This is a genomic window from Collinsella aerofaciens (assembly GCF_015548375.1).
Classification (GTDB): Bacteria; Actinomycetota; Coriobacteriia; order Coriobacteriales; family Coriobacteriaceae; genus Collinsella; species Collinsella aerofaciens_AB.
Genome location: NZ_JADMWW010000042.1, coordinates 1 through 5,383, shown reverse-complemented (window position 1 = coordinate 5,383; position 5,383 = coordinate 1). Strand labels below are relative to the sequence as shown.

4 protein-coding genes and 1 tRNA gene are annotated in these 5,383 nt (G+C 60.9%); 3 read left to right on the top strand and 2 right to left on the bottom strand.

All coding sequences use genetic code 11. The features are described 5' to 3' along the window. Nucleotides 1-298: 298 nt before the first annotated feature. Nucleotides 299-1,351 (top strand): branched-chain amino acid aminotransferase, encoded by a 1,053-nt coding sequence (locus I1969_RS10790; protein ID WP_195235121.1) that lies wholly within the window; start codon nt 299-301, stop codon nt 1,349-1,351. 477 nt (nt 1,352-1,828) lie between these two features. Here I1969_RS10790 and I1969_RS10785 read toward each other — a convergent pair whose 3' ends face one another. After that, nucleotides 1,829-2,380 carry a LemA family protein gene (locus tag I1969_RS10785; protein WP_082421874.1) on the bottom strand — a complete coding sequence of 184 codons (552 nt, stop codon included), beginning with the start codon at nt 2,378-2,380 and terminating at the stop codon, nt 1,829-1,831. Between the two features lie 211 nt (nt 2,381-2,591). On the opposite strand from I1969_RS10785, the gene I1969_RS10780 reads away from it, so the two are divergent. Then, entirely contained in the window at nt 2,592-3,176 is a 585-nt protein-coding gene (locus tag I1969_RS10780) for a TetR/AcrR family transcriptional regulator (protein ID WP_158549345.1), read from the top strand. A 3-nt stretch (nt 3,177-3,179) separates the two neighbouring features. On the opposite strand, the gene I1969_RS10775 is transcribed toward I1969_RS10780, so the two are convergent. Continuing rightward, a tRNA-Ser gene (locus I1969_RS10775) sits at nt 3,180-3,269 on the bottom strand. A 51-nt stretch (nt 3,270-3,320) separates the two neighbouring features. On the opposite strand from I1969_RS10775, the gene tadA reads away from it, so the two are divergent. Beyond that, nucleotides 3,321-5,102, top strand: coding sequence for a tRNA adenosine(34) deaminase TadA (gene tadA / locus I1969_RS10770; RefSeq protein ID WP_195235120.1), 1,782 nt, complete (start codon nt 3,321-3,323; stop codon nt 5,100-5,102). Nucleotides 5,103-5,383 lie beyond the last annotated feature (281 nt).

Below are 5,383 nucleotides of genomic sequence, written 5' to 3'. Positions count from 1 at the left end.
GCGCCTTTAGACGCGAGCCCGGGGCCCGTGGGTTATACCCTAAGAGCAAACCACCCTTTTTAAGGGTGGTTCTGATTCGGTCAAATGAAAATACTTTAGTTAGTTAAAGAAAAACGTTTTATCCGACGCGCGTGCGGAGTACAATCTCGTGCATGCGAATCGACGTGCCATCGGCTTTGATGCCGTTTGCGTGTCCCGTCCGGCTCTACGCTCCGGGCGTGCGACGTTGCGACGCGGTCGGCCTCGGTCCTTGCGTGCGGGTTCGCGAGTTTGCAACTGTGTATGTAAGGAGCGACATATGACTGTCGAGAAGAAGGATATCGATTGGGGTAGCCTCGGCTTTGGCTACATGAAGACCGATTACAGCTACGAGGCCCATTGGAAGGACGGCGAGTGGGACGAGGGCGGCCTGACCACCGACCACACCCTGCATGTCTCCGAGTGCGGCGGCATCTTCCATTACTGCCAGGAGGTCTTTGAGGGCCTGAAGGCCTACACCGCCGAGGACGGCAGCATCGTCTGCTTCCGTCCCGACATGAACGCCGAGCGCATGTATAACTCTGCCCAGCGCCTCGAGATGCCCCCGTTCCCCAAGGACAAGTTCGTTGAGGCCGTCAAGCAGGTCGTTTCTGCCAACGCCGCCTGGGTTCCGCCCTTCGGTTCCGGCGCGACCCTGTATGTGCGTCCGTTTATGATCGGCTCCGGTGACGTGATCGGCGTGGCTCCCGCTCCTGAGTACACGTTCCGCATTCTCGTGACCCCGGTCGGTCCGTACTTTAAGGGTGGTCTCAAGCCCGTTAAGCTGCGCGTTTCCGAGTATGACCGCGCCGCACCGCACGGCACCGGCAATATCAAGGCCGGCCTGAACTACGCCATGTCCCTCAAGCCCACGATGGAGGCCCATCGCGAGGGCTATGCCGAGAACCTGTATCTCGACTCCGAGTCCCGCACCTATGTCGAGGAGACCGGCGGCGCCAACGTCCTGTTCGTGAAGGAGGACGGCACGCTCGTCGTTCCGCAGTCGCACACCGACTCCATCCTGCCCTCTATCACCCGTCGCTCGCTCGTTCAGGTCGCTCAGGACCTGGGCATGACCGTTGACCAGCGTCCCGTCGAGTGGGCCGAGGTCAAGGCCGGTACCTTTGTCGAGTGCGGCCTGTGCGGCACCGCTGCCGTCATCTCCCCGGTTGGCGAGATCGACAACAAGGTTTACGGCGCCGACGAGACCGTGACCTTCCCGGCTGGCTACGCCGAGATCGGTCCCGTGATGAAGAAGCTTCGCGAGACCCTGACTGGTATCCAGTCCGGTGCTGTCGAGGACAAGCACAACTGGGTTTACACCGTCGCGTAAGCTGTCTTAGCTGTCCGGCCCGAGGGCGACCTTCCTTTCCGGTGCGTCCTCGGACATGAAAGAACCCCCGCTGCGCACTACGTGCGGCGGGGGTTCTTTCGTCCTGCGGAGTGCGCCGGAAAGGAAGGCCGCGCTTTTGTTTTGGTTCGCGCCATGTGGGGGGTGGCGACGTGCATTTTTGCGAGTATTCTGCAATCGAAGGCCCCTGCATACCGACCTCGGGCAAAAAATCGGGATTTCTCGATGTTTTCTACGAATGATGGGCGGGGTTATGGGCTGGCAGCGTTTGATTTGTAGGGATATTCGCGGTCTTTGGCATTTATCGTGGCGCCCGAAGCTCTTGGTTATGTTGAATACTCCTGAAAATGCACGGCGCTTAGAGGGGGACCTTCGCGAAAAAGGAAACCGCCCCGTCGAAGTATGCATTCGACGGGGCGGTTTATACATTTGGCCGATTAAGGATGCGCTGTCAAACTACTAGAACTTGACGGTCGGAGCCTGGCGGGCTGCTTCGGCGGCCTCGAAGCCCTGGCGCTCCTTAAACTGGAAGATGCCGGCAAAGATGACAGCCGGGAACGTCTGAATGGCGTTGTTGTAGCTGAGCACGCAATCGTTGTAGCTCTGGCGTGCATAGCTAATCTTGTTCTCGGTATCCTCGAGCGATGCCTGCAGCTGCGTAAAGTTGGTGTTTGCCTTAAGATCGGGATAGGCCTCGGCTACGGCGAAGAGCTGGCGCAGCGCACCGGTCAGCACGTTGTCGGCTTCCATCTTGGCCTCGGGCGTGGTGGCCTTGACGGCGGTGTTACGCGCGCTGATCACGGCGGAGAGCGTCTCCTGCTCGTGCTTGGCGTAGCCCTTGACGGTCTCGACCAGGTTGGGGATCAGGTCGTTGCGACGCTGCAGCTGCGTATCGATGTTCTGCCAGGCGTTATCGATGCGGTTACGCTTGGTGACCATGTTGTTGTAGATGCCGGCGATGGCGCAGACAATCACAATGACAACAACGATGCCGATGATGACGGTAATCATGATGTCTCCGTTTCGAATGGCCGCGGCGGCATGCGCCAGCTGCCGTTGGTATAACGCTACTAGTATACCCGCAACGTTTTGCCGTGCCGAACTTTCCGGCAAGCGTTATGTTTTCGGCGGGGTCGGTACCGGGGCAAAGCGCGCGAGGTACAGGTGTAAGATATGCGACAGATTGACGAGCGTTGTCTTTGCCCCGAGGATGGCGATACCAGTGGACCTTCGCATTAAGAAAACCTACCGCGCCCTGTTCGATGCCTTTACCGAGCTTCTCGAGGAGCATCGTTTTGAGGACCTGACGGTTGCCATGCTGTGCGACCGCGCCATGATTCGCCGCACGACGTTCTACAAGCACTTTCGCGACAAGAACGATTACTTTGCCTTTTATATCGATGAGCTCATGTCGGGCTTGCCGCAAAAACAGCCCGATGAGGCCGGCGCAGTGTCTGCCGAGGACGTGCGCGCGCTTCGACACGCGATTTTGGACGATGCCATGGATTTGATTCTGGCGCACGAGCAGCTCATGGATAACATTTTGGCAAGCAGCATGTCGGGTATGTTGACCAACGTTATTTGCGACCGCATTGCCCGCTCCATCCGCGAGCGTGTGATGAACGTGCTTGCCGAGGATGCCCTGGCCCCCGTGTCACTCGAGACGACGTCTGAGTTTGTCGCCGGCGGCATTATTCGACTTTTCACGATATGGTGGGAATCGGGCCACGATCTTGAACGTCGACCTGAGATAGCCGACGTGGTCGATGCGCTGTTTGAGCGGACCATGACACCGGTGCATCACTAGAAGTGGCGGAGAGAGGGGGATTCGAACCCCCGGAACGCTCTCGCGCTCAACGGTTTTCAAGACCGCCGCATTCAACCGCTCTGCCATCTCTCCGTGAGTCGTAATGATAGCATCGTTTTGAATTTGCAACAGGGAAGGCGAACGATGACGATCACCGAAATCGACGAGAAGTTCATGTGCGAAGCGCTGGCCGAGGCGCGCGCTGCCGCGGCGGTGGGCGAGGTGCCCATTGGTGCCGTGGTGGTGTGCGCGGGCGAGATCGTCGCGCGGGCGCACAATCGTCGCGAGCTCGATCAGGACCCTTCGGCGCATGCTGAGTTTGCGGCGTTGTGCGCTGCCGCTCAGGCGCTCGGCCGTTGGCGCCTTTCCGACTGCACCGTCTATGTGACGCTCGAGCCTTGCTGCATGTGCGCGGGCCTTATGGTCAACGCGCGCGTGGGGCGCTGCGTGTATGGCGCGGCTGATGCCAAGGCGGGCGCGCTGGGATCCCTATACGATTTGAATGCCGACTCGCGCCTGAATCATCGGTTTAACGTGACGGCTGGGGTCCTGGCGGATGAATGTCGCGAGCTGCTGAGTAACTATTTTGGCGGTCTGCGCGGAGCGGGCGGCGCTGATTGCGGTTGTGGGGCCGATCTTGAAGCACACGCCGCTCACGCCGCGGCGCTTGCAGGTGCCGGTGAGGATGCTGACACGGCGGTTGACTTTGGTCCTGCGTGCCGCCGGCCCCGCCGTGTGCAGCTGGCGATCGACTCCTTTAAGGGCAGCGTTTCGAGCGCGCAGGCGGAGGAGGCCGTTGCCGAAGGTGTGCGCCGCGTGTGGCCCGATGCCCAGGTAAGCGCGCTGCCGCTGGCGGATGGCGGCGAGGGAACGCTCGATGCCGTTGCCGCGTGCGGCGGTGAGGTCGTGGCATGTGAAGTCGCAGGCCCTCTGGGCGACTGTGTGTCTGCCCGGATGCTGGTGGACGGCGAGCACGAGTCGGCTGTAATCGAGATGGCCGAGGCGGCGGGTATTGGGTATTCGCCTTGCACAGAGCCGGCGGCGTTGGCCGCTACGACCTATGGCGTGGGCGAGCTCATGCTTCGAGCGGTTCGTGCTGGGGCAAAGACTATCTATATTGGTCTGGGCGGCAGTGCCACCAACGACGGTGGCGCCGGCATGCTGCAGGCGCTGGGCGCGCGTGTGGTCGATGATCAGGGCTGCGATGTCGCCCCTGGTCTCGCGGGGCTTGAGCAGGTGGCGAGTATCGATTTGGCACCGGCGCTTCGGGCGCTGAATAGCGCGCGTATCGTCGTGCTCTCTGATGTCGAGAACCCGCTCGTGGGGCGTCGTGGGGCACTTGCAGTGTTTGGCGGGCAAAAGGGCCTGCCGACAGACGATGTCGAAGCGCTGGGCAGGTACGACAGCTGGATGGTCGGCTACGGCCGCCTGCTCGATGCGGCGATTACCGGGGTGCGGGCTCAGGGGTTGTTGCGCGTGCCCGAGGGCGTGCGGACATTTGGCTCGGTGCTCGGCGTGCCTGGCGCGGGCGCGGCAGGTGGCTTGGGCGCCGCGCTGCTGGCGCTCGGTGCTGAGTTGCGTTCGGGCGTGGAGACGGTGCTCAATCTGATTGGGTTTGACGAACGCGTGCGCGATGTCGACCTGGTCATTACAGGCGAGGGCAACATGGACGAGCAATCCGCTGCCGGCAAGGCGCCGGTGGGCGTGGCCCGTCGTGCCAAGCGCTATGGCAAGCCGGTAGTCGCCGTCGCGGGCGGTCGCGCTGACAACCTGGATGCGGTGTATGGGCAGGGCGTCGACCTGGTTTTGCCGGTCTGCCGCAAGCCCATGGGCCTTGAGCTGGCACTCGATCCCCAAGAAGCCACAACCAACCTCATCTGCGCCGGTGAAGCCGCCGCCCAAGCCTACGACCTTGGCCGTATCTAAAACCCATCCCCTCGATAAGTTGCGGTGAAATACGGAGTGTTTTTGCCTTTAAGGTGCCAATTCAGTCCGTATTCCACCGCAACTTCGAGAATGGCCAACCGAGGCTGGCTGTCTTGGGCCTTGGGTCGGACCGTCCGCCATGAAATGCGGCCATCTACTACGTTTAGCCGAGCACCCTTGACCATCCCGGAATATACGAAAATAAAACCGACGCTCCTATAAGTTGTCAAGAGGCAGTTTGCGGGAGCGCTCTCTCCAATTCGCACAGGAGCTCGTAATAC

Excerpts from the sequence above, each read along its gene's own strand:
- I1969_RS10790 (WP_195235121.1), top strand. The coding sequence starts at position 299 with ATGACTGTCGAGAAGAAGGATATCGATTGGGGTAGCCTCGGCTTTGGC.
- I1969_RS10785 (WP_082421874.1), bottom strand. The coding sequence starts at position 2,380 with ATGATTACCGTCATCATCGGCATCGTTGTTGTCATTGTGATTGTCTGC.
- tadA (WP_195235120.1), top strand. The coding sequence starts at position 3,321 with ATGACGATCACCGAAATCGACGAGAAGTTCATGTGCGAAGCGCTGGCC.